Annotated in this window: 21 protein-coding genes and 1 tRNA gene; 9 read left to right on the forward strand and 13 right to left on the reverse strand. The window is 66.3% G+C overall.

The annotated features are described in order from the left end of the window. Positions 1–98: 98 nt before the first annotated feature. The 5 genes from U5817_RS15810 to U5817_RS15830 all read right to left on the reverse strand — a co-directional run bounded on the left by U5817_RS15810 (position 99) and on the right by U5817_RS15830 (position 4,906). Positions 99–1,073 (reverse strand): TRAP transporter substrate-binding protein, encoded by a 975-nt coding sequence (locus tag U5817_RS15810; RefSeq protein ID WP_407277993.1) that lies wholly within the window; start codon positions 1,071–1,073, stop codon positions 99–101. A 52-nt stretch (positions 1,074–1,125) separates the two neighbouring features. Then, entirely contained in the window at positions 1,126–1,764 is a 639-nt protein-coding gene (gene maiA / locus U5817_RS15815) for a maleylacetoacetate isomerase (protein ID WP_407277994.1), read from the reverse strand. Between the two features lie 14 nt (positions 1,765–1,778). Continuing rightward, on the reverse strand, positions 1,779–2,975 hold the full coding sequence (locus U5817_RS15820; protein WP_407277995.1) for a 3-hydroxybenzoate 6-monooxygenase: 1,197 nt from the start codon (positions 2,973–2,975) through the stop codon (positions 1,779–1,781). 60 nt (positions 2,976–3,035) lie between these two features. Continuing rightward, positions 3,036–3,746: a fumarylacetoacetate hydrolase family protein gene (locus U5817_RS15825; protein ID WP_407277996.1), complete on the reverse strand. Its 711-nt coding sequence runs from the start codon at positions 3,744–3,746 to the stop codon at positions 3,036–3,038. Between the two features lie 119 nt (positions 3,747–3,865). Beyond that, entirely contained in the window at positions 3,866–4,906 is a 1,041-nt protein-coding gene (locus U5817_RS15830) for a cupin domain-containing protein (protein ID WP_169125848.1), read from the reverse strand. Between the two features lie 169 nt (positions 4,907–5,075). Between U5817_RS15830 and U5817_RS15835 the strand changes: the two genes are divergently transcribed. Beyond that, positions 5,076–6,002: a LysR family transcriptional regulator gene (locus tag U5817_RS15835; RefSeq protein ID WP_407277997.1), complete on the forward strand. Its 927-nt coding sequence runs from the start codon at positions 5,076–5,078 to the stop codon at positions 6,000–6,002. On the opposite strand, the gene U5817_RS15840 is transcribed toward U5817_RS15835, so the two are convergent. The 5 genes from U5817_RS15840 to nhaR all read right to left on the reverse strand — a co-directional run bounded on the left by U5817_RS15840 (position 5,999) and on the right by nhaR (position 11,798). Continuing rightward, a complete protein-coding gene (locus U5817_RS15840) occupies positions 5,999–6,838 on the reverse strand; it encodes a Rossmann-like domain-containing protein (protein ID WP_407277998.1) in 840 nt (279 codons plus the stop codon). The genes U5817_RS15835 and U5817_RS15840 overlap by 4 nt on opposite strands. Continuing rightward, positions 6,835–8,415, reverse strand: coding sequence for a VWA domain-containing protein (locus U5817_RS15845; RefSeq protein ID WP_407277999.1), 1,581 nt, complete (start codon positions 8,413–8,415; stop codon positions 6,835–6,837). Before U5817_RS15845 ends, U5817_RS15840 begins: the two co-directional genes overlap by 4 nt. 7 nt (positions 8,416–8,422) lie before the next feature. Continuing rightward, complete coding sequence (locus U5817_RS15850) at positions 8,423–9,844, reverse strand: AAA family ATPase (RefSeq protein WP_407278000.1); 1,422 nt, start codon at positions 9,842–9,844, stop codon at positions 8,423–8,425. A 64-nt stretch (positions 9,845–9,908) separates the two neighbouring features. Then, the gene (locus tag U5817_RS15855; protein WP_407278001.1) at positions 9,909–10,814 is read right to left on the reverse strand and encodes a YihY/virulence factor BrkB family protein; all 906 of its coding nucleotides are present in this window, start codon (positions 10,812–10,814) and stop codon (positions 9,909–9,911) included. Between the two features lie 90 nt (positions 10,815–10,904). Then, a complete protein-coding gene (gene nhaR, locus U5817_RS15860) occupies positions 10,905–11,798 on the reverse strand; it encodes a transcriptional activator NhaR (RefSeq protein ID WP_407278002.1) in 894 nt (297 codons plus the stop codon). Between the two features lie 167 nt (positions 11,799–11,965). Here nhaR and U5817_RS15865 point away from each other — a divergent pair, with 167 nt between their 5' ends. Beyond that, positions 11,966–12,829 (forward strand): Tim44 domain-containing protein, encoded by an 864-nt coding sequence (locus U5817_RS15865; protein ID WP_407278004.1) that lies wholly within the window; start codon positions 11,966–11,968, stop codon positions 12,827–12,829. A 75-nt stretch (positions 12,830–12,904) separates the two neighbouring features. On the opposite strand, the gene U5817_RS15870 is transcribed toward U5817_RS15865, so the two are convergent. Then, positions 12,905–13,462 (reverse strand): 1-acyl-sn-glycerol-3-phosphate acyltransferase, encoded by a 558-nt coding sequence (locus U5817_RS15870; RefSeq protein WP_169125856.1) that lies wholly within the window; start codon positions 13,460–13,462, stop codon positions 12,905–12,907. 180 nt (positions 13,463–13,642) lie between these two features. On the opposite strand from U5817_RS15870, the gene U5817_RS15875 reads away from it, so the two are divergent. From U5817_RS15875 to U5817_RS15890, 4 genes are all read left to right on the forward strand, one after another. Next, positions 13,643–13,719 (forward strand) — tRNA-Met (locus U5817_RS15875). Positions 13,720–14,086: 367 nt separating this feature from the next. Continuing rightward, positions 14,087–16,282 carry a catalase/peroxidase HPI gene (gene katG / locus U5817_RS15880; RefSeq protein WP_407278005.1) on the forward strand — a complete coding sequence of 732 codons (2,196 nt, stop codon included), beginning with the start codon at positions 14,087–14,089 and terminating at the stop codon, positions 16,280–16,282. 456 nt (positions 16,283–16,738) lie between these two features. After that, complete coding sequence (locus tag U5817_RS15885; protein WP_407278006.1) at positions 16,739–17,251, forward strand: phasin family protein; 513 nt, start codon at positions 16,739–16,741, stop codon at positions 17,249–17,251. A 397-nt stretch (positions 17,252–17,648) separates the two neighbouring features. After that, positions 17,649–17,879: a hypothetical protein gene (locus U5817_RS15890; RefSeq protein ID WP_169125859.1), complete on the forward strand. Its 231-nt coding sequence runs from the start codon at positions 17,649–17,651 to the stop codon at positions 17,877–17,879. Between the two features lie 46 nt (positions 17,880–17,925). On the opposite strand, the gene U5817_RS15895 is transcribed toward U5817_RS15890, so the two are convergent. Continuing rightward, complete coding sequence (locus tag U5817_RS15895) at positions 17,926–18,246, reverse strand: hypothetical protein (protein WP_169125860.1); 321 nt, start codon at positions 18,244–18,246, stop codon at positions 17,926–17,928. A 216-nt stretch (positions 18,247–18,462) separates the two neighbouring features. Between U5817_RS15895 and U5817_RS15900 the strand changes: the two genes are divergently transcribed. Next, entirely contained in the window at positions 18,463–18,804 is a 342-nt protein-coding gene (locus U5817_RS15900) for a hypothetical protein (protein ID WP_169125861.1), read from the forward strand. Positions 18,805–18,836: 32 nt separating this feature from the next. Further along, positions 18,837–19,364, forward strand: coding sequence for a CYTH domain-containing protein (locus tag U5817_RS15905; RefSeq protein ID WP_407278007.1), 528 nt, complete (start codon positions 18,837–18,839; stop codon positions 19,362–19,364). 90 nt (positions 19,365–19,454) lie between these two features. On the opposite strand, the gene U5817_RS15910 is transcribed toward U5817_RS15905, so the two are convergent. Next, complete coding sequence (locus tag U5817_RS15910) at positions 19,455–19,916, reverse strand: NUDIX hydrolase (RefSeq protein WP_407278008.1); 462 nt, start codon at positions 19,914–19,916, stop codon at positions 19,455–19,457. A gap of 183 nt (positions 19,917–20,099) precedes the next feature. Here U5817_RS15910 and U5817_RS15915 point away from each other — a divergent pair, with 183 nt between their 5' ends. Beyond that, the gene (locus U5817_RS15915) at positions 20,100–20,492 is read left to right on the forward strand and encodes a universal stress protein (RefSeq protein WP_169125864.1); all 393 of its coding nucleotides are present in this window, start codon (positions 20,100–20,102) and stop codon (positions 20,490–20,492) included. Positions 20,493–20,503 lie beyond the last annotated feature (11 nt).

The following is a 20,503-nucleotide window of genomic DNA, read 5'->3' on the forward strand; positions in this document are numbered from 1 at the left end:
GGATGGGTTCCCGTGTGGGGCGCGGCGAAGCGGAACGGCCCTCCCGGGCGGTTCCGCGCGTCGCTATGTGATGTCGATGAGTGTCCCGGAGGAGCGGATCAGAGATCCTTCGCCTGCTTGTAGAAGTCGGCGATCAGCGGGTTCTTCGCGACGTACTGGTCGCGCACCTTGCCGCCCACCGCCTGGAAGGAGGCGATGTCGGCCTTCACGATGTTCGCGCCGTCGGCCTTTGCCTTCGCCAGGTTGGCCACGTCGGCGTCGATCGCGGTCTTGTAGCCCCACTGCTCTGCCTCCGCGACGACCTTGGCGATCATGTCGCGCTCGGCCTGGCTGCGGGTATCCCACCACTTCTTCGATACCACGATCACGGCCGGGAAGGCCATGTGGCCGGTGAGCGTCAGGTTCGGGGCCTGCTGGTGGAACTTGAGGCCGACCAGCGCGTCGAGGTCGATGTCGACCGCATCGAGCAGCTTGGTGGTCAGCGACGGCGCGACTTCGGACAGCGGCATCGCCGTCGGCGCGGCGCCGTTGGCGTTCCACCAGTCGTTGTACACGGGGCTGGGGAAGGAGCGGATCTTCTTGTTCGCGAGATCCTTCGCCGAGGCGACCGGCTGCACCGACAAAACGTGGCGCATGCCGGCGAAGGTGTAGCCGAGCCCGATCAGGCCGTGCTGTTCCAGGCGCTTGAGCATCTCCTTCGCGGCGGGCGTCTTCGCCGCGCGCGTGGCGTGCGCGACGTCCTTGAACACGTAGGGCAGCGACCAGCCGAGGAAGGACTCCTCGCGGTTGGCGAGCCCGCCGACGGTGAACACGCCGAACTGTTGCGCGCCGGCCTGCATCAGGTTGATCATCTGCCCCTCGTTGCCGAGCTTCTGCAGCGGGCTCACGGCGATCTTCATCTTGCCGCCGGAGGCGGTCGCGAGATCGGCCGAGATCTTCTCCGACACCTGGTGCCACACATGGGTCGGCGGGGTGATGTGGCCGAGCTTGAGCGCCTGGGCCTGGGCACCGACCGCTGCGACGGACAGGGTGACGCCGGCCACCAGAGCGCGAACCATCTTCTTGATTTGCATTTCAGTCTCCTCGGGGTAACTGCTGTAACTGCTCGTTATCGGAATAAGGGGCTCACTTCGCGTCCGGCTGCACGGCGGGGGCAGCGCGACGGAAGGCGTCGAGTTCGCCGCAGGCGCGGTCGATCGCGACGATGTTCGGATAGGGCGTCAGGTCGACATTGAAGCGCCGCGCGCTCTCGACCTGCGGGATCAGATACACGTCGGCGAGCGTCGGTGCGTTGCCGAAGCAGAAGGCGCCGCGCGCCTTGTCGGCCGCGAGCAGCGCTTCCAAGGCGTCGAAGCCGGCCGTGATCCAGGTGCCGCACCACGCCAGCACCGCCGCCTCGTCGCAGCCCAGGGTCTTGCGCAGGTATTCGAGGATGCGGCGGTTGTTGATCGGATGGATGTCGCAGCCGACGATCGCCGCCAGCGCGCGCACGCGGGCGCGCTCCTCCGCGTTACCCGGCAGCAGCGCGGGCGTCGGGTAACGCTCTTCGAGCCACTCGATGATCGCCGGCGACTGGATCAGCGTGAGGTCGCCCTCAGTTAGCGCCGGCACCAGCGCCTGCGGATTCACCGCCTTGAAGGCGGCACCGAGGTGCTCCTCGGTGCGCAGGTCGACCGGCACGTACTCATAGGCGATCCCCTTCAGGTTCAGCGCGATGCGCAGGCGGTGCGAGGTGCCGCTGCGGAAGAAGTTGTAGAGCTTCATCGACATTTCCCCACTCAGTCCTTGGCGAGGCAGTTGTCGACGTTCCAGCCGTACAGCCACTCCATCGCGTCGTAGAAGCGCTCAGGCGTGCGGCCCTTCCACAGATCGTTGCGCACCAGGCGCTCGACGCCCTTGGCATGGTAGATACGACCCATCTCGCGCGAGGACAGCACGATGCGCGCGGTACGGGCGATGCGCGAGCGCTGGTAGAGGTCGAACGCCTTCTCGAATTCGTTGCCCTTCACGCGCAGCGCCTCCCCCAGCGTCACGGCGTCTTCCAGCGCCATGCACGCGCCCTGCGCCATGTACTGCGTCGTCGGATGCGCGGCGTCGCCCAGCAGGGTCACGCGACCGAAAGACCACTGGCCGATCGGCTCGCGGTCGGCGGTCGCCCAGCGCTTCCAGCTCTTCGGCAGGTCGATCAGCTGGCGCGCCTTCGGGCAGATGCCCTGGAAGTAGCTCTGCACCTCCTCGCGGCTGCCTTCGGTGACGCCCCACTCTTCCTTCTCGCGGCTATGGAAGGTCACGACGACGTTGTACTGCTCGCCGCCGCGCAGCGGATAATGCACGAGGTGGCAGTTCGGGCCGACCCAGATGCTCGCGGCATTCCACTGCAGGTTCTCGGGGAAATCCTTCTTGTCGATCACGGCGCGATACACGACGTGTCCGGTCACGCGCGCCGGGTCATTGACGTATTGCGCCCGCACGACCGACTTCACGCCGTCCGCACCGATCAGCGCGACGCCGCGGAAGGCGTTGCCGTGCTGGTCATACACCGTGACGCCGTTCGCATCCTGCTCGACGCGCTGGACGTGGGTCGAAGTGCGGAATTCGACGCGGCCGGTTTCCTGCGCGCCTTCGAGCAGCGACAGATGCACGTCCACGCGGTGGATCACCGCGTAGGGGTTGCCGAAACGCTTGCGGAAGGCTTCGCCGGTGGGGATGCGGCCGACGAGGGTCTCGTCGAGCGCGTCGTGCATCACCATCTCGTCCGTATACACCGCGCGACCACGCGCCTTCTCGCCGACGCCCAGCGCGTCGAAGGCGTGGAAGGCGTTGGGGCCGAGCTGGATGCCGGCGCCGATCTCGCCGATCTCGGCTGCCTGCTCCAGCACCAGCACCTGGAAGCCCTGGCGCACCAGCGCGAGCGCGGCTGCGAGGCCGCCAATGCCGCCGCCGGCGACGATTACGGGAAGCTGTTGCTCGGTCATGTGTGTCTCCTCCATCTCGTTCAGTGGCGGCGGAGCGGCACCCGCTCCGCCGGCGATTCCTTACTCGGCGGCGCCGATCGTGAGTTGGATGTCGCCGACGCAGTCGACGTGGCCGGTGATGCGGTCACCGCTCTTCACGGCGCCGACACCCTCGGGGGTGCCGGTGAAGATCAGGTCGCCCGGCTCGAGGTGATAGAACTTCGACAGGTCGGCGATCAGCTCGGGGATGCTCCAGATGAGCTGCGACAGGTCGGCGGTTTGACGGGTCTCGCCATTCACCTGCAGGTTGATCGCGCCACTCGTGAGCACGCCCAGGTCGCCGATCGGCACGATCTCGGTGCACACCGCCGACAGCTCGAAGTCCTTGCCCAGATCCCACGGACGCCCCTGCTCGCGGGCCACCAGCTGCAGGTCGCGGCGGGTCATGTCGAGGCCGGCGGCGTAGCCGTAGATCAGGCGCTCGGCATCTGCTTCGGCGACGCGGAAGCCCGGCGCGCCGATCGCGACGACCAGCTCCATCTCGTAGTGGTAGTTCGAGGTGCCGGTCGGGTAAGGCACGGTCGCGCCGTTCTGCACCAGCGTCGAGGCGGCCTTCGTGAAATAGAAGGGCTGTGCGGTGGCCTTGTCGACCGGGCGCCCCATCTCGACCGCATGGGCGTGGTAGTTGCGGCCGACGCAGAAGATGCGCTTCACCGGGTAGCGGGCTTCGATGCCTTTTACCGGCAGGGAATAGACCGGCGAGGGCGGGAAGAGGTATTGGGTGTCGGACATTTGTTTAGTCTCTCGATGTCAGGACTTCGATAAGCCTGGTTGCAATTAAGAAAGTTGGAGCGCTGCGCGCCTGCTCCCTCCCCTTCATGGGGGAGGAACACGGCCGGCAACGGAATCCATCAGGCGCGCACTTCGTAGACGCCCAGCTTCTTGTGCAGCGGGCTTTCGTCGGCCACGAAGATGAAGGCCGGCTCGCTCGCGGAGCGGTTCTTCAGCGTCACCGGCGTATAGCCCGGTGCGCAGCAGGTATCCGCCGGCGACAGGGCGAAGCGGCTGGCCTCGATCGCGACCTCGGCGCTGCCCTCGATCAAGTGGAACACCATCGCCGGCGAGCGCGCGGGCAGGTTCAGCGTCTCGCCCGGGCGCAGCATCAGGGCGGAGAAACCGAGGATGTTCTGGCAGTCGGAGCCGTTCTCAGGATTCACATAGGCGACCTGCACAGCCTCGACGTCCGGTTGCGACTCGGCCAGGCTCAGCAGCGCGGCGCGGGCATCGGCCCAGGGGTAACGCAGCATCGGGTAGCGGCGCGCGCTGCCGCGCGAGAACACCGGCGAGGGCACGATACCGCCGCGGACGTAGCTGCGCTCGAGGCGCGTGCCGGTCACCTGCTGCTCCTTGCCTTCGACGGCATAGGAGGTTTCCGTGTAATACACCAGCGGCAGGTCCAGAACGTCGAGCCACACCACCGGCTCCTTGCCGTCGTGGCCATGCTCGTGCCACAGGCCGGTCGGCGTCAGGATCAGGTCGCCGCGGCTCATCGGGCACTTCTCGCCATCGACCGTCGTATAGGCGCCCTCGCCTTCGACGATCATGCGCACCGCGTTCGGGGTATGCTTGTGCGACGGCGCCCACTCGCCCGGCAGCAGCAGCTGCATGCCGAGGTAGATCGCCGCACTCGCCTGCATCTTCTCCAGACCGTGACCGGGGTTCGCGAGCACCAGCACGCGGCGCTCCGCCTTTTCGATCGGGGTGAATTCGCCAGCCTGCAGCAGCAGCGGGCGCAACGCCTCGTATGACCACATCACCGGCTGCGTGCGACGCGAAGGCGTGCCCGGGGGCAGCACCGCGCGCAGGCTGGGCCACAGCGGCACCAGGTTCTGTGCGCCGAGGGACTCGCGGTAGGCGAGCGGCAGATCTTCGAGACGACCAAGTTCCTGCATTCCTGACTCCTCCATCGGGATATCGCCGCCGGCTAGGTGAAAAACCTTTGCGCTAAATCAAAGCGTGCAGCGATTCGTTGTGATGGAGCGCAATTTATCGATCGATAAATATTCCGTCGAGGCAATGCATGGAATAATATGAATTCGAATTTCGAATAATCATCGCGCGATGAACACCCCCGAGCTTCGCCTGCTGCAAGTCTTCGATGCGATCCACAAGACCCGGAGCGTGAGCCGTGCCGCGGAGTTGCTGGAACTGGGCCAACCCGCCGTCAGCATCGCGCTCGGCAAGCTGCGCGAGCATTTCTCCGATCCCCTGTTCGTACGCACCTCGAGCGGCATGGAGCCGACGCCGCTCGCCGACGAGCTGGTGCAGCCGATCCGCCATGCGCTCGACGCATTCGACGCGGCGCTGGGCCACCGCAGCAGCTTCGACCCCGCCACGTCGGAGCGGAGCTTCCGCATCTGCATGACGGACATCACCCACCTGGTGCTGCTGCCTCGCCTGTGGGGCCAACTGCGCGCCACCGCGCCGGGCATCCGGATCCAGATCTCGCCGCTGGACGACGACACCGGCCGCAAGCTGGAGGCGGGCGAAGCCGACCTTGCCGTCGGCTTCATTCCCGCGCTGGAAGCGGGCTTCTATCAGCAGGCGCTCTTCCGCCAGCAGTACGTGTGTCTCGCCAGCGCCGACCACCCACGCATCCATGGGGGTCTGACGCGCGAACAGTTCGAGGCGGAAGACCACGCCGTCTTCCGCACCACCGGCACGGGTCACCAGGTGATCGAGCAGGAAATCGCCCGCCAGGGCATCAAACGCCGCATCGTGCTCGACATCCCGAACTTCCTCGGAGCGGCCTTCGTCGTCGAGCACACCGACCTGCTGATGACCGTGCCGCGCAGGCTGGGGGAGCTGCTGCGCGGTCGCGGCGAATTCAGCGTCCTGCCCGTGCCCTTCCCGCTACCCGATTACACGATCAAGCAGCACTGGCACGCGCGCTTCCACCACGACCCGGGCAATCGCTGGCTGCGCAGCCTGATCGCCAGCCTGATGTCCGAATCCGGCCCGCGGGCGCTGGAAAGCGACGGCCGCTAGATTCTCGCCAGCAAGGTCTCGAATCCCGGATAGGCGTTCGCCGCGATGGCGAACTTGCGTGCGTACTCGCCTCGTTCGCCGCCGCTGCGCAGCGCATCGACGAAGCCCGCGCGGTCATGAACCCAGCTCCCGCCCAGCAGCGTCACGCCGCGGGCGAACAGCGCGTCCGGCAGGCAGCCCGCGCTCGGCCCGATCATCGCGAACCAGCGCGCATCGCGACAGTAGCCCAGCATATGGTCGAGCGTGTCGTTGAGCAGCAGCGTGCTCGTCGACAGCACCTTGCCGCAGCCCGCCAGCTCCGCCGGGTCGAGCGTCACGCGGTAGCCATCCCGGTCGCCGGCCAATTCCGCCTTCAGCTCCACCACCGTGAGCTGCGCGCCGCACTTCAGGATGCGGCCGATGAGGGGCGTAAACAGGCCTATCATGCCGATGCGCTCGCCCGGCTGCGGATCCAGCCCGCCGATCGAATCGGCGCTGGTATCCGGCCGATAGCCGGCGCGGTCGAAGAAGCAGCGCGTCAGCGCATTCGCGGCGGCGAAACCGAGCGTACGCATGATGCCGCTGCCGCCCACATAGGCGCGGGCGAGTTCGAGCGCATCGGCGCCCGCGAGGGCAAAGCCGCCCTCCCCGGCGCGCATGCGCGCCAGCGTATCGTCGAGCAGCACGTAGGACAGCCCCAGCGAACCGTCATCGAGCTCCAGCGCGCAGAACTCCCCGCGGTCCCCCGGGAGCGGATCGACGGTGGCCGGCGGCAGATGCAGCGCACGCACCCGCGGCAGGGGTCCGCACGCCGCAAAGCGTTCGAGTTGTGCGAGGTAGGTTTCGGCAAAGTTCATGCGGAATTCTCCGGCTGAGGGTCGTCTCGGTGCCGGCCCGCGCGCACTGCGGCAGAGGCCGTCGCCCCGGAGGTCGTGGAATCGCGGTTCGCCTGCGTGCGCAGCGCCCCGGGGAAGAACCGGGCGGTGAGGCTGTTCGAATCGAGCGGCGAATCCGTGTCGACGCCGCCATAGCGGCGCCAGTCGCGCACCCAGAAGATGTCGTCGGCCACTTCGAGGAAACCGATCGTCTCACGGTCGCCCACCAGCACGCCCTGCACGTGCAGCCCGCGCTCGCGGCGCATCGTCCGCAGGCGCGCGGCAACATCAGCCGTCGCCCCGAACTCGCCGTCCGACACGAGCACCAGGTCAGCCTGCTGCCAGCGCGCCTCCTCCAGCTTCGCCAGCGCAGCCTCGATCGGCCCGCACACGTCCGTGCCACCGCGAAACGCCTGGCCGAGGAAACGCGTCAGCCGCCCGATGCCGTCCGCGTCGACCGGCAGCGTCATGTCGACCAGCTCGCCCGGACCGCCGAAGGTGAATACGTGGCACGCGCGTCTCTGCGTGTGGGCCGTGCGCACCGCCTCGAGCACCGCCGCCTTCGCGACCGCCTCGGCGCCGCCGCGCATCGAGCCCGAGGTATCGACGCACAGCAGCATCGGCCCCATCTCGAAGCGCTTCGCCGGCTGCGGACGCGGCGTCGGACGCCGCACCGTCTCTTCATGGCGACGGATCTCCTGCATGCGGTCGTCGTCCTCGTAGCACAGCAGCGTCCGCTCCGCGCGCCGGGCATGCCAGACGAGCCGCAGGCGGGGGTGTCCGAGCAGCATCGCCTCGGCCGGCAACATGCGCGCGATGCGATCGGCGCGGTGGATCCCACGCGTCTCGCCGGGCATGTCGGGAACGCGCACGGTGCTGCGTTCCGCGCAATGGGCGGTCGCCTGCTCGATCTCCTGCACGGTGACGCGCCCGGCTTCGTCCGGCTCGTCCGTCTCCGCCGCGCGCCCCAGGCGCCGGATCAGCGCCGCGAGTTCGGGCAGGCGCTCGAGCAGCCGGCGGATGCGCACGACCTCCTGCCAGCCTTCGCTGCGCAGCAGCCCGCGGATGCGGTCCCAGCGCGTGCTCTTGGCGTCGTCGGGGATCATGCCGAAGACATCCGCCAGCTTGTCCATGTCGCCGCAACGGTCCTGCCAGTCGGCGGAAAAGGCGTCGACGGCCATCCCGACCGCCCGCGCCTCGTCCGCACCGCGGTCGAGATAATCGACGATGAAATCGACATGGAAGAGGATACTCATCAACACGGTGTCGGCGAGCTCGCCCTCATCCCGGCAATAGCGCGCGAGGTCGAGGCCCTGCATCGCCTCGACCAACCCGCGCGCGATCGCGGGCGGCGGCCAGCGCCACGCCTCGAACGGCGGCAGCCGCCCCGAGACGAGCGCCGCACGCAGCTCCGCAAGGGCCGCAAGCCGCGCTTCCACGCTGCCCTGCGCATTCGTCAATCCGCCCAGCCACAAGCCGCGCACGAGTCCGTCCAGCGCCGCGAGCCGGCTTTCCTGCAGCGCAAAGAGCAGCGGCGCGGGACCGGCAGGAGCGTTCATGCGCACTTCACGCGGCAGGAAGCGGTTCGTGCGGCACGGGCGCAGGAACCTCGCCGCCTTCGCCCGCCGGCAGACGCGGTAGCGCCTCGAAGCCGGCGCGTGCCGCGAGAATCCGCTCGCGCAGATCCGCCAGCACGCGCGCCGTCCCCGCGAGGCTCCCGTCCGCACGCCCTGCGAGCCCGGCATCCAGCCACAGGCTGCGAGATCGGTATTCGGCCAGGTCGCGACGCCGCGCGGCGAGCTCCGCCGCGTATGCATCGAGGCGTGCGACCAGTTCGTCGATCTGCCGCGTGCGTGCGCCGATATGCGCCGGCCCGTAGCGGCGCTGCCGCGTGTGCGTCAGGCGCAGCGCCTGCGCCCCGCCCTTGGCGTCGCCGATCTCGTCGGCGAGATCGCCTGCGGAGAATCGCAGCCGGCCGCTCTCGTCGTAGTCGAGGTCGTTGGCATTGCGCTCGGCCTGCAGCTGCGCCTCGAAGGCCTCGACGACGCGCGTGACGCGCGGCGGCGCGAACGCCTCGCGTACCCCGAGCCGCGCGCACAGCCAGTCACCCAGCGCGGCCTGGCGCGGCGCGTCCGGCGCCGTGCACCAAGGCAGCAACAGCAGATCCCACAAGGACACGGCCCCCCGCCCCTCGCTCGCCGCAGCGACGCGCAACAGGCGCGCCGCCTTCACCCAGCGGCGGTCCGACACGTACACCGCTGCCGCGCCAAGATGTGCGCGCAACTCGGCGAACATCGCCGTCACTTCGGCAGGCAGCACCACCTGCCCTGCCACGGTATCGAGCGCGGCGAGATCGGCGGCGCCGAGCGCCTCCGCATGCCCTGGCGCCTGCCAGGCCCGCGACGGATCGGCACCCAGCAACTCCGTGAAACCGTCCGCACTCACCGGCGCAACCGTCACCCGCAGCAGGAAGCGGTCGAAGAACGCCTCCGCGACCTCATCCTCGGGCACTTCGTTCGTCGCGCCGATCGCGCTGATCAACGGACAGCGCTGCCGCCCCGCGCCGTTGTCGAATTCACGCTCGTTGAGCAGCGTCAGCAGCGCGTTGAGGATGGCGCTGTTGGCCTTGAACACCTCGTCGATGAAGGCGATCGACGCGTCGGGCAGGAAACCCGCCGTGTGGCGTTCGTAGCGATCCTGCTCGAGCGCCTGGATCGACAACGGCCCGAAGAGCTCCTCCGGCACCGAGAAGCGCGTCAGCAGACGCTCGAAGTAGCGCGCGTCGCGAAAGGCGAGATGCAGTCGGCGCGCAAGCTCGCTCTTCGCGGTGCCCGGCGGGCCGATCAGCAGGGTATGTTCGCCGGCGAGCGCCGCGAGCAGCGCGAGGCGCACGACATGGGAACGCTCGACGAGACCGTGCTCCAGCGTTGCAACGAGGCGAACGAGGCGGCAGTGGAGATCCGGAACGGGTGGGCGGTCGGAGGGCATTTGATGATCTTAGCGCGCCCCATCGGCAAGGGAATTGATCCCTGCGAAGATTACCCCGTCCGCTTCAATCGTCCTGCATCAGTTCGCGATGCACGCGCACCGCGGTGATCCGCGGCCGGATGACCCGCCCGCGCGCTTCCACGTTCGCGCGCGTGAACGCTGCGCCCAGCAACAGGATCAGCGACGAGTAGTTCACCCACATCAGCAAGAGGACCAGCGAACCGGCCGCCCCGTAGGTCGACGCGGTCGCGGTCGTCGACAGGTAGAGGGCGATCAGACTGCGTCCCACCGCGAACAGCAGCGCAGTGACCATCGCCCCGAGCCACACGTCGCGCCAGCGCAGCACGACGTCCGGCAACACGCGGAAGATCGTCGCGAACAAAAGCGTTACGACCAATAACGACACCCCCCAGTCGAGCCCGATCAGCAGCGGTGGCGGAATCGGCACCCAATCGCTCGCGAACTCGACCACCGCACGCACCGCCACGCTCAGCAGCAGCGACACCAGCAGCACGAAGCCGATCGCCAGCACGATCGTCATCGACAGCAGGCGCCCCTTCACGTAGATGAAGATGCTGCTGCGCGTCGGCCGCGGCGCCACACACCAGATCGCATTGAGCGCAGTCTGCATCTGCCCGAACACCGTCGTCGCGCCGAACAGCATCGCACCGAAACCCGCCAGGGTCGGAAGGATGCCGCTCTGCTGGATGCGGCTGGCCTTCACAGCCGTCTGCACCGCCTGTGCCGCCTGGGGGCCGATCGCCGCCTCCAGCTGCTGCGCCATCTGGCCCTGCGCCGCCGACTCGCCCAATACCAGGCCGACGATCGTCACCGCCACGATCACGACGGGGGCCACCGAAAATACCGTGAAGAAGGCGAGCGCCGCCGCGTGCACGAACACCTGGGCATCCAGCCACAGCCGCACGGTCCTCTTCAGCACCGCCATCCAGTAACGCACCCAGCTGCTCATCGCCCCGGCTCCCGCTCGATGATCCCTTTTAGCCCATCCGGATAAGTACGACAAGCTGACCGGCCATCGCGATCCCACCGATGCGGGCACTCATGCGGTGGTATGCTCCGCGCCGGCGAGCAGGCTGCGGATCACCGGATGATCGACCTTGCGCTGTGCGGAGATCGCATAGAAATGCTCGACCACGTCCGGACAGCGCCCCAGCAGCGCCAGGCCGCGCGAGCGCGTGAACTCGTCCGACGAGAGTTCCGGCGCAGGAAACGCCCCCAGCCCGCTCTCGCCGAAGGTTGTCAGCAAGGCGCTATCCTCGAATTCGCCGACGATACGCGGCCGAATACCATGACGCGCGAGCCAGTCGTCCAGGCGGCTGCGCACAGCCGAATCCGGTGTCGGCAACAGCAGCGGCATCTCGGCGAGGCATGCCGGAAAATCGCGTTCGATTTTCTCGGCGATGTCGGCCCGCACGTACCACGCAACCGACGACTTCCCGAGCCGGTGGCTGAACACGCGCAGGTTCGGATTCGCCGGAGCAGGCCGGTCGGCCAGCACGACATCCAGGCGATGCAGGGCCAGATCGGCGAGAAGGTCATCGAAATCGCCTTCCTGGCACTGCAGCCGAAGGTTGGGCGTCTGCACTGCCGGCTGCAGCAGGTGCCGCACCGCCGGCTTCGGCAACGCATCGGCAATCCCCACCGCGAGACGCACGCCCTGGGCATTTGCCGCCTCCTGCACGGCCGCCGGCAATGCTTCGCCGAGCTGGAAGATCTGCTCGGCAAAGTGCGCCGCCGTCGCCCCCGCATCGGTGAGCTCGATCCCCCGCCCCACCGACTTGAACAGCGCGTAGCCGAGCGAACGTTCCAGTTCCCGCACCTGGGTGCTGACCGTCTGCACCGCCATCTCGAGCCGCTCTGCCGCCCGCGCGATCCCCCCTTCCTTCGCGACGACCCAGAAGTAATAAAGGTGACGATAGTTGAGCGGTTGCATTTAACTTCCTTTTTTTCTGACTAAACATACTTTAAATTCATCTTCCGCGGAAGTGCAAGTGCCCGTATCCTGCACGCGTCGCATGCACCCTCCGGTGCGGCGGACCGCGCCCCTTCAGGGAGTCCGCGGGACAAGGATTGCAAACACTCAAAGGAGGCCCTGCCCTTATGAAACTCACCCGACTCCTGCTCACCGTCTGCGCGCTCGTCCTGAGCGTCGGCCTGACGGCGAACGACGCCGAAGCCAAGCGCCTCGGCGGCGGCAAGTCGATCGGCACGCAGAGCAGCACTGCGCAATCGTCGACCACCACCGCCCGCACGGCGGACACCCCGACCGCACCGACGGCCGCCGCCGCAGGCCAGGCCCCGCGCAAGAACTCGTGGCTCGGCCCCGTCGCCGGCCTGGCCGCGGGTCTCGGCCTGGCCGCCCTGGCGTCGCACCTCGGCATGGGCGAAGAGTTCGCCAACATGCTCATGATCGGCCTGCTCGTGATCGCCGCGATCGCCGTCTTCCGCCTGCTGATGCGCAAGCGCACGCAGCAGCCCGCCATGCAGTACGCGGGCATGGGCGCCGGTGGCGGCAGCATCCCGATGCAGTCGCAAGCGCAACCCGCCTACGGTAGCGCCGCGCCCGCCGCCGCGCCCGCAAGCAACGCCCTGCCGGCAGGTTTCGACGCAGAAGGCTTTGCCCGTCAGGCCAAGGTGAATTTCATCCGCCTGCAGGCTGCCAACGACGCCGGCAACCTCGACGATCTGCGCGAATTCGTGACTCCGGAAATGTTTGCCGAGTTGCAGATGCAGATCAGCGAACGCGGCACGGCTCCGCAGCAGACCGAAGTGATGGAGCTCAACGCCGAAGTCGTCGAATGCGTCGAGGAAAACCGCCGGTACCGCGTCGCGGTGCGCTTCCGCGGCCTGATCCGCGAAGAGGCCGGTGCCACTCCGGTCAACTTCGACGAGTTCTGGCACCTCACCAAGCCGGTCGAAGGCACCCAGGGCTGGCAAGTCGCGGGCATCCAGCAACTGAACTAAGAAAAGAACCAACCCCACCGAGAGAAAAGGGCGACCAGCCGCAAGGCGGTCGCCCTTCTTCATGGGCGACGCGATTCAGCCCTGCCCGTCGCGAAACCGGATCTCCCCCGCTTTCTCGGGGTGCTTGCCCCGCCGCCCTGCATAGAACTCCCGGATCACGGCAAGATCGCGCTCCACATCACCAGTGAGCGTCACCCACGCCCCGATGCCCGCCTCGCACCGGTCGTAGTCGATCAACACCAATCCGAGCGGCACGCCCGCCTCGAGAGCCAGGTGATAAAACCCTGACTTCAGGTGCGGCACATGGCCGCGCGTTCCCTCCGGCGCAATCGCAATCAGGAGGCTCTCGGACTCCGCAAAGCGACGCACCAACTGCCCGACGAACCCCGTGCTCACGCGCCGATTCACGGGAATGCCGCCTAGCCAGCGGAACAGCGCCCCGAACGGCGGACGAAACAGCGAATCCTTGGCGACGTACGAGATCCTCAAACCGGACGCCGAACGTGCGAGCACGCCGATCGGAAAGTCCCAGTTGGACGTGTGCGGATACACCATCACGACCCCTTTCGGGCCGGGCGGCGGCACCAGCACCACGCGCCAGCCCGCCAGACGCAACAACAACCGCGCCAGCATCGAAGCTCCCCCACAGGCATCCGAAACCGCTCAAATTGCGGACAATCAAGCTTCCGCACCAAGCCACGGCACTATCCGGCAATTCCCCCGAAGCGACAACCGGCGCACATCGCCGAAAAGATCGTCGCAAAAAAATTCTTGCATACGGGGATGAAGTTGGCTATAGTTCTGTTTCTCCGACGCGGGGTGGAGCAGTCTGGCAGCTCGTCGGGCTCATAACCCGAAGGTCGCAGGTTCAAATCCTGCCCCCGCAACCAAACAAATCGAAGGCCCGCACTCGTGCGGGCCTTCGTCTTTTCGGGCGTAGCCGATTCAACGGCAAGGCCCCTGCTCCTGCCGCCTGTCCGTTCCGCTAACGGAACAGTGCTCACGGCGAGCCCCTCCCGAGCTTCTCCTCAGCCGCGATTCCCCTCATTGCGGACGGTGCTCGCCTCCTGCGCGAGCGACTAGCGCTCCGCGCTCTCAGGACACCCCCCATACATCCGACGCGTGCGCGGCACATACTTGGCCGGGATGACTTGAAACTATCGCACCGATGCATAGAAATCGATAGAAAGTGCAATGCTGGGCGGCTAAGGTGAGTAACGCTTCTGCCCCACTCACCGTCGCAAGGAGAACTCACGCATGAACAACGAGAACAAGTGTCCCTTTACCGGCATGCATGGCGGACGTACAACGGTTGGCGTTCGGTCGAATCGGGACTGGTGGCCGAACCAGTTGAACCTGAACATCCTTCACCAGCACGCACCGGCTTCCAACCCAATGGGCGCCGACTTCGACTACGCCACCGAGTTTCGGAAACTCGATCTGAGCGCGCTGAAGAAGGATCTGCACGCACTGATGACGGATTCCCAGGACTGGTGGCCCGCCGACTGGGGGCACTACGGCGGCCTGTTCATCCGCATGGCGTGGCACAGTGCGGGCACCTATCGCACCGCCGATGGCCGGGGTGGTGGCGGCACCGGAAACCAGCGCTTCGCGCCGGTCAATAGCTGGCCGGACAACGGCAATCTGGACAAGGCACGCCGCCTGCTCTGGCCGATCAAGCAGAAGTACGGCAATAAGATCTCCTGGGCCGATCTGATGATCCTGGCGGGGAACTGCGCGCTCGAATCCATGGGCTTCAAGACCTTTGGCTTCGGCGGCGGACGCGCCGACATCTGGCAGCCCGAGGAGGACATCTACTGGGGCAACGAGGACACCTGGCTTGGCGACAAGCGTTACAGCGGGGACCGCGAACTGGCTAATCCGCTCGCCGCGGTGCAGATGGGCCTGATCTACGTGAACCCGGAAGGCCCGAATGGCAACCCGGATCCGGTGGCCTCCGGTCGCGACGTGCGCGAGACCTTCGCCCGCATGGCGATGAACGACGAGGAGACCGTGGCGCTCGTCGCCGGCGGACACACCTTCGGCAAGGCCCATGGCGCCGGCGACCCGGCCCTCGTCGGCCCCGAGCCCGAAGGAGCCCCCATCGAAGCGCAAGGCTTGGGCTGGATCAACCGCTTCGGTTCCGGCAAGGGCGGCGACACCACCACCAGCGGCATCGAGGGCGCGTGGAAACCGAATCCGACCAAGTGGGACAACGGCTACTTTGACATGCTTTTCGGCTACGAATGGGAGCTGACCAGGAGCCCGGCCGGGGCCCACCAGTGGGTGGCGAAGGACGTCAAGGCGGAACACATGATTCCGGACGCTCACGACCCGGCGAAGAAACATCCGCCGATGATGACCACGGCAGACCTGTCGCTGCGCTTCGACCCGATCTACGAGCCCATCGCGCGGCGATTCCATCAGGATCCGCAGGACTTCGCCGACGCGTTTGCGCGCGCATGGTTCAAGCTGACCCACCGCGACATGGGGCCGAAGGCCCTCTACCTCGGTCCCGAGGTGCCGGCCGAAGACCTGATCTGGCAGGATCCGATTCCCGCCGTCGATCACCCCCTGATCGACAGCGCGGACATCGCCGCGCTGAAGGCCAGGATCATGGCCTCGGGCTTGTCGGTGGCCGAACTGGTTTCCACCGCCTGGGCCTCGGCGTCCACCTTCCGCGGCTCGGACAAGCGCGGCGGCGCGAACGGCGCGCGCATCCGTCTGGCACCGCAGAAGGACTGGGAGGCGAACCAGCCCGATCAGCTGGCCCGCGTCCTGGCAACGCTCGAGGGGATCCAGCAAACGTTCAACGGCGCCCGGACGGACGGCAAGAAAGTCTCGATGGCGGACCTGATCGTGCTGGGCGGCTGCGCTGCTGTCGAAGCAGCGGCCAAGGCTGGCGGGCATCCGGTGGACGTGCCATTCACCCCGGGCCGCGGGGACGCATTGCAGGCGCAGACCGATGCGGAATCGTTCACCGTGCTGGAACCGTTCGCCGATGGTTTCCGCAACTACCGGAAGCCGGCCTGCACGGTGTCGGCCGAGGAGATGCTGGTGGACAAGGCGCAACTGCTGACCCTGAGCGCCCCCGAAATGACGGTGCTGGTCGGCGGCCTGCGTGTCTTGGGTGCCAATGCGGGAAATTCGCCGCACGGCGTATTTACCCTGCGGCCTCAGGTGCTGACCAACGACTTCTTCCTCAACCTCCTGGACATGCGAACAGAGTGGAAACCGACCTCGGATGCAGGCGACTGCTTCGAAGGGCGTGACCGCAAGACCGGTGTGCCCAGATGGACAGGCACCCGCGTGGACCTGGTCTTCGGCTCCAACTCGCAGCTGCGCGCATTGGCGGAAGTCTATGCACAGGACGACGTGCAGGAGAAGTTCGTGCGCGACTTCGTGGCGGCCTGGAACAAGGTGATGAACCTGGACCGCTTCGACGTGAAGTGATTCGGCGAAGGCGTTCCGGGGGCTCCCGGCCTCCGGAACGCCGATGAAGGTCCTGGCGAGGGCTACAAACGGGCGGCGCCAAGGCTTTCAGGCACATCGACTCCGGCCACGCCCCCTCCCCCCATTGCTGCAATTGGCCAGCAGCCCACGGGCCGTCATGCAGCGGAATGTCGTGCCCCTCCGATGGATGAACTCCGAGCGCCCGGTTCCGTGCACGCGCAAGGGTGACGGAACAATCCACATGAACCAGCCCCACCCCGTCAGCTCCGGGGCCTCGCAATGATCGCGGCTACCAATACCCCGGGGGACGTGAATTGCGGCCCCTGGAAAGTATCGCCCCGACCGACGACAACAAATCCATAACATCGGTCTGCTATCTAGACGGACGTGCACCTGCGTCGCAGGCTCGCACCGGGGTTCCCACCTGCTGTCCACCGATTGCCACTGGAGTAAGCAATGATCGCCACCGCAGAAAAAATCGTCGATTCCGGCAAGGCCGGTCTCGACACGATGACCGCCGTGTTCAACATCGCCTTCGACACCAGCGCCCGTCTGATGGCGTTGAACCTCGGGACTTCTCGCACCCTGTTGCAGGATGGCGCCAGCCGGGTCACCACGATGCTGGATCCGCAGAAGGCGGGCGAACTCCTCACGCACGACATGGGGCTTGGCCAGTCGGCGATCGACAATGCGACCGCGTGCGTCCGCGGCGCCTACGAAATCGTCAGCGAGGGACAACAGGCGATCCTGCAGCTCATGGAGCCGCGAATCGCCGAATTCAACCGCGAACTCGCGACCAGCATCGACAACGCGGCCCGCTCCGCACCCGCCGGCACGGACCTCGCCCTGGCCGCCGTGATGTCCGCACTCCAGCTCGCCAAGCGTGCGACCGGCGCGAGCGAACCGGCCAGCGAAGGCCCGACCGAATCGAATGAGGAAAGCTCGCGCCGGGCAAGGAAATCGGCATAGGGCACGATCCCATCCACCGCTCACCGTCTGAGGCGGTAACCACCCGCAAGCTTCCCGGGCACCACTGACCGTGCTCACGTCGATCCCTGCGCACCCGATGGTGGTGCGCAGGGATTTTTTTCGCCGAACTCGGAGAATCCCCACTACACGTCTGCGCCGCAATGTCACGACGACCGCCCTTGATCTCGCGATAAAAGCGTATAAACTGTTTTAACGATATAAACCGCCATCAGCCGGACGATGCAACCGGGACGATGAAGCGCGCGCAGGACAGGGTTGATCTCAGCAACCAGACGCAGACGGTAAAGGAGGGTGTGACGAGGCGTCTGCAAAGGCTTCGGCGGCTTGCCGTCGCGGCCCGACCTCCCCGGCCGGCTGGCCGCGGTTCCACACGCAAATGATGCTCACGGTCATCGACGGCAACGGGGCGGGAATGCGCCCTGCCAACCGCCACCAGAAGATCCTCGAAACCGCTCGTCACATTGAACAACACGTTCGCGCGGGGCATTTCAACGTCGGGCAATCCCTCGCGCAGGCACTCACACCGATAGAGCGGGCGGTTGTCACCGAGAGGCTGTTCCGCAACGGCTTCGGTGAAGACATCGTCGTGCGCGTGCTCGCACCGTAGAGCCTGCGCGGAAACGTCGCCGGCAGGAACGCAACGGCAGCACGCGCTATTTGGCCGGGCGCCCGGTCTTGATCCGCTCCACGCCATCGAGCGCCGCGAGGAAGGCCGCGTCCGGCATCGCCACTAGGACAGCCAGCCCCGCCCGCAACAGTTCGCTCTTCTTGATTTCGCGACCGGACTTGAGTGCACGCTGCTTGAGTTCGCCGAGCCGTGCATGATCGGCTTCGGGAAACGTGAAACTGTCACGCACCAGCTTCGGTTTCCTGAGGCCGTTCCTCTTGCCTTTCCCTTCCTTTGCCGCCGCCTCGTCCGCAACGGCCGCGGTCGGCGTACCGCTCGCCGCGACGGGGGCCGGGATCCCTTCCACGCCCTTCCCACTCGAACGCACATCTGGTGCTGCGGCCCGATCGGCGCGGCTGCGGCCTCGTGCGCCGGAAGATACTTTCATCAAAGACCTCACTCGCAACCGTTGAAAACCGTATAAACACATTATGCGGGATTGACCGATGTAACAAGGCACCCCCGCTCACGCCATATCCTGGCGGGTTCGCTCCGACGAATTCGCCGAGGACCAGTCCGCGGCATGGCCCTAGACGACCGCGAACGCTTCGAGGCGTACCTGTACCCGCGGAGGCACGCCTTGCTGCAGACTCTCCTGCCAACGCCCGACGTGCGCATCGATCGGCAGGCGCAGCAACTCGAGTTCCTGCATGCCTTCATCCGGATCGCAAACGGCCCGTGCGTGAAGCGGCTTCGGCAGCCCCCGGCGAGAACGGGACCGGACATCGTCGTCTCGCCGATCCCCGATTTCAAACGTGCGCTGTTCGAGCGAACCAGGAAACGTCGCACACTTGCCGACGACGCGAACCGAATTCAATTTGCGACCATATTGCAATGCACCAATGAAGGTGTATTTCTTTGCTAGAATTCCGGTTTATCGCAAGGGGGATCGAGGGCATGGGGCAAGAAATCGAGCGCCGGTTTCTCGTTCGGGATCCGCAGATCCTCGATGGCAGAGTCGGCAAGCGCATCGTCCAGGGCTACGTGGCAAAGGAATCCGGTGCGATGACGACGCGCGTGCGGATCCACGGTGACCGTTCCTATCTCACGCTGAAGGGTCCACGCCAGGGCTTCGTGCGCGACGAATTCGAGTACCCGATCCCCACCGACGATGCCTGGCACATCCTGCTCGAGCACTGTGGCAATCGCATCATTCAGAAGACGCGATATTTGATCGAATACCTCGACCATCTGTTCGAGGTCGACGTGTTCGAAGGCCGCCACACCGGGCTCGTCATTGCCGAACTCGAGCTCTCGCACGTGGGGCAGAAAATTGCCCTGCCCTCCTGGATCGGAGAGGAGATCACCGGAGACAAGCGCTTCGGGAACTTCTTTCTCGCACTGTTCGAAGGACCGGTTCGCCCGGAGGACAAACCGGTGGGACTATCGCCCGCCGTTTGTTCCCATTGCTTGACGATGCACTAGGCGCCGATTTGTTGCTCCGGAAGCAAACGACCTGAGAGACGCGCCCGGCCTTACTTCGCCGGGCGTCCGGGACAGGCGCTCGAGCTCAACTCATCCGCTCGACCTGAGCAGCGTTCGAGCATGAGCAAGCAGCCCCCTATCGAGAAGCAGTCGCCGCATGCTGTTTGCCAGCACGGACGGCAACTGCGCATCGGCGGTCCAGGCAAAAGCGTCGATCTCGGGAACCTGCCGGCCGGTTTCGTAGTGCGCGAAGTAGCTGGTGCACCGGCAAAGCTCGGGCCGGATTTCGTTCGACGTGGCGCCGACCGCAAACAGGTGCAAGTCCTTGCCCCGGTAGTAGAAGTGGCGACCGATATCGACGAGGCGATCGGCTGCGAACTCGAGACCGAATTCCTCGCGTGCCTCCCGGAGTGCGCAGCTCGCCGGCGCTTCTCCCGCCTCGATGAGCCCCTTGGGCAGATCCCAGTGACTGCTTCCCGTCGAGTGGCCGAGAAGCAACTCGGAGCGCTCATTGACGACCAGCAGGCCGCAGGAGAGTTGCTTGATTGTCATGGTCGCAGAAGCTTTCATCGTGAAACGGTGAAACGGAGAAAAAAAGGTGCATACGTATCGCTTCGGACCCGCGACAAAGGAATACGGTTTCCGATGCGGTGTTGTACGATGCTTGCAATCCGACCGGCGCGCCCGCCGCGGTCCGGCCGGCAACCCTGCCGTTACACGATACGAGGAATAACCATGACCATCATCGTCGCTTATGCCCCTCGCCCGGAAGGCCGCGCCGCCCTCGATAAGGGAATCGAGCTCGCGCGCCGTTTCCAGGAGCATCTCGTCGTCGTCAATGCCGGCCCGGGCGGCACTGCGACCGACCCCTCGCTCGCCGATTCCGCCGACGCGGAGGACATCGAGAAGATGCTCGCGTCGTCCGGCATCGACTCGGAATTCAAGCAGTTCGTGCGCGGCAAGAGCGCAGTCGAGGAAATCGAGGAAATGGTCGAAAGGCTGCAGGCATCCCTGGTCATCATCGGTTTGCGCAGACGCTCGCCGGTGGGCAAGCTGTTCCTTGGCAGCACCGCGCAGGATCTCCTGCTGAAGGTGGACTGCCCCGTGCTCGCGGTCAAGGCCGGCTGACGCGCGACAAT

This window comes from Aromatoleum evansii (assembly GCF_045689615.1).
GTDB lineage: Bacteria > Pseudomonadota > Gammaproteobacteria > Burkholderiales > Rhodocyclaceae > Aromatoleum > Aromatoleum evansii.